At 34.3% G+C, this 2,285-nt stretch carries 4 protein-coding genes; 1 reads left to right on the top strand and 3 read right to left on the bottom strand.

The window, feature by feature from the left end:
* From ACFINX_RS09795 to ACFINX_RS09785, 3 genes are all read right to left on the bottom strand, one after another.
* Positions 1–800: hypothetical protein (locus ACFINX_RS09795; protein ID WP_375668767.1), on the bottom strand; the 800-nt coding region annotated here is incomplete at its 3' end.
* Positions 790–1,137, bottom strand: a complete 348-nt coding sequence (locus ACFINX_RS09790) for a DUF1376 domain-containing protein (RefSeq protein WP_375658300.1) — start codon at positions 1,135–1,137, stop codon at positions 790–792. The genes ACFINX_RS09790 and ACFINX_RS09795, both read right to left, overlap by 11 nt.
* A 126-nt stretch (positions 1,138–1,263) precedes the next feature.
* Positions 1,264–1,599, bottom strand: a complete 336-nt coding sequence (locus ACFINX_RS09785) for a helix-turn-helix domain-containing protein (RefSeq protein WP_375668766.1) — start codon at positions 1,597–1,599, stop codon at positions 1,264–1,266.
* A 93-nt stretch (positions 1,600–1,692) separates the two neighbouring features.
* Here ACFINX_RS09785 and ACFINX_RS09780 point away from each other — a divergent pair, with 93 nt between their 5' ends.
* Positions 1,693–1,992, top strand: a complete 300-nt coding sequence (locus ACFINX_RS09780; protein WP_015856266.1) for a helix-turn-helix domain-containing protein — start codon at positions 1,693–1,695, stop codon at positions 1,990–1,992.
* The last annotated feature ends 293 nt before the right edge of the window (positions 1,993–2,285 follow it).

Raw genomic sequence — 2,285 nt, 5'->3', positions numbered from 1 at the left:
TCGGTTTCTAACAGCGCCTCATCATGCGTTAATCCTTGATCGATTGCGTATTGCAAATTAGGTTTGAAATCCTCTGGTAATCGACAACCGCGATTAGCTTGCGCTCGTTTTGCTTTTTTGGGAACGTTCTCTTGCTCGTGAATGGAAGGTTGGTTGTCTGATGAGGTTTCGATTTGCTCTGATGTGATCTCAACAGCAGCAACCTCTGTTGGCTCGTCAACCAAATCGATTGTTTCTAAATCTTCAGAACCAATTTCTTTTTTTGCTAAAACGATAGTTTTAGTTTTTTTATTATATATGTTATTGTTATTGTTAATGGCATCATTAAGCATTTCTTGTGCATTGCTAAAATCCCCACAAGCATCATGCTTAGCATCCTTAAGCATACCGTTAGCATCATGCTTAGCATTTTTAGCATCTTGATCATCACTCATTGTTTTTGCTTTATGATGTTTTGCCCATTTTGCCTGCGCTGCTTTCTTTGCTCTCTCTGAAAACTTATTTAAATTTTCATTTGAGTTATTGAGTTCTTCTTCAACATCTAAACTCCACAAGCGTCCATCTTCTAAACAAATGATGTGTCCAGATCTAAATAAATAATTTAACGCCTTTTCAAATCTTTTTACTGAACAACAAGTAAAATGAGATAATATTCGTGCATCATTCAAAAGAGGCTCACGCGTGTGTAACATTCTTATCCGCAACTTCACATAAACATTGACTTCCATAGGTGGTAAATCAGAGAGTTTAAATAGCCACTGGTCTGTATTAAGTCTCGTCCAAGCCAATTTAGTTGACATATTTTACCTCCTTTTCTTCATTATTATTAAAGGTAAAATTATCTAGCTCTTCACTGAGGTTATTGAGTTCTTCTTCAACGCGCGTATTCCACAATCCATTATCTGTCTCAACAAGTTTATTATTTCTCATGAGATATTCGACAATAGTCGCAAACTTTTTTTGTGAACAATTGCAAACACGTGCAAGCGTTTCAAAATCTTCTTTAATTGGTGCTTTTTTATCGTACATGCGAACGAGAAGCGTCATATAAGCGCCCCTTTGCTCTAACGTCATTCCATCTGTACCACTTATCCAATCATACAAATGGAATCTTATCCATGGCATACCATTAGACATGCGCATCCCCTTCTTTCTTTAAATATAAATTAGTGATCATAATCCCTCTTAAGGCTGTTGCGTATTTATATGTGCGCGTATGGTGGCGCGTAATCTATTAATTTGGTCTCTTTATTTAATGCCTGTTTAAGAATGTGAATGGTGTTGTTGATGTTCATTCTTTTCTTCATATTGAAGCTTCGTCATTTCATTTTGTTCACATGGCTTCATACAAACAGTGGAACCCTTGACAAAAGAAGGCGTTGCTTTTTCTTGTATTGCAGTAGTAAAATTTTCTTGATACCAATCACTAGGACTTACATAATTATCCGTAATCTTTGCTATTTGCTTTATTATCCTAGGCTGAGGAAATCTCTTCTTATTTATGTAACGCGCTATTGATGTCTGTGTAACACCTATAGAGGCTGCAAACTCAGCGTAAGTAATATTATTCTTCAATAAATATGATTTTAGCTTAAACATTCCCAAATCATACCATAGCGGTATTTTTAATGCAAGAGATTTTTACCGTATTGGTATTTGAAAGATAAAAATTTTTTTTATAGGATAAGAATCATGAATAACTTAAAATTTTTCAGAGAGAAAATGGGCTTAAGCTCTAAAAAGTTAGCTGAATTAGCGGGTACGAGTCAACCACAGATTTTTCGCTTAGAAAATGGTCATCGGAAATTAACAAAAGAATGGGCTATACGTTTAGCACCTCACTTATCCGTTACCCCTAAACAATTGATGTTTTCAGAACAGGAGACAAATAACTTGGATGCACAAATAGAAGATATGCTCGAACATCTAAGTTATGATAACAAAGTTAAACTTCTTGATCTTCTTTCTTCATTTTATCAAGAAAAGAAATAATAAATTTCTTTTTTTCATCCTCTGTTAATTTTTTCCAAAACGCTAATATTTTTTCATCAATCAATAGATTTTTATCCATTATTTCACCCCTTCCAAATATAAAATAAAAATAACCATTTTGGTATTAACTCAACACTACCATAATGGTATAAACATCTCATAAACCACGCACAAACAATCGCCAAGAGACGTTAGGGAGGAAAAATTATGGAAAATCCAATTCTTATAAATTCTGATGAAATCTTATTAGTTGTCTATGATGATGATCAAAACATTGGTCGGTCGGGACCACT

It is taken from the genome of Bartonella sp. AP36NXGY (assembly GCF_042195865.1).
In the GTDB taxonomy this organism is placed as follows: domain Bacteria; phylum Pseudomonadota; class Alphaproteobacteria; order Rhizobiales; family Rhizobiaceae; genus Bartonella.
The sequence above is the reverse complement of the archived record's forward strand: the minus strand, read 5'-3'. Positions and strand labels throughout refer to the sequence as shown.

Excerpts from the sequence above, each read along its gene's own strand:
- ACFINX_RS09790 (WP_375658300.1), bottom strand. The coding sequence starts at position 1,137 with ATGTCTAATGGTATGCCATGGATAAGATTCCATTTGTATGATTGGATA.
- ACFINX_RS09785 (WP_375668766.1), bottom strand. The coding sequence starts at position 1,599 with ATGTTTAAGCTAAAATCATATTTATTGAAGAATAATATTACTTACGCT.
- ACFINX_RS09780 (WP_015856266.1), top strand. The coding sequence starts at position 1,693 with ATGAATAACTTAAAATTTTTCAGAGAGAAAATGGGCTTAAGCTCTAAA.